This is a genomic window from Idiomarina sp. Sol25, from assembly GCF_033052775.1.
Lineage (GTDB): Bacteria > Pseudomonadota > Gammaproteobacteria > Enterobacterales > Alteromonadaceae > Idiomarina.
Map to the genome: position 1 here is coordinate 1 of NZ_JAUPEW010000078.1, position 313 is coordinate 313.

Below are 313 nucleotides of genomic sequence, written 5' to 3' on the forward strand. Positions count from 1 at the left end.
TTGGTTCATGATCAAACATAAACATAACTTTGTTGGCGAAGGGGTGAACTATATGCGAGGAACCATTGATATTAAATCTCGGTTCAACATAGCCACGCATACAGAGCTCTGCTTGCCAACGGCCAATTCCTCGAGGGGTACGTCTCTCGACTAATTCATTAGCTCCAGTTCTGGTTTTATGTTCAAAAATATCGCTCGGCTGTCTTTGATGATCCTCCTCTGAAACCACCAAACAATCCCAATCAATGTCAATTCCACGCTCATCGGACTGAAGCGGCCCACTGGAAAATAGCGGGGTAATCCCCCTAAAATT

The 313-nt window shown here is 44.7% G+C and carries 1 protein-coding gene; it reads right to left on the minus strand.

Features of this window, described 5'->3' with window-relative positions:
- Positions 1 to 313: hypothetical protein (locus Q5L94_RS13545; RefSeq protein WP_317498884.1), on the minus strand; the 313-nt coding region annotated here is incomplete at both ends.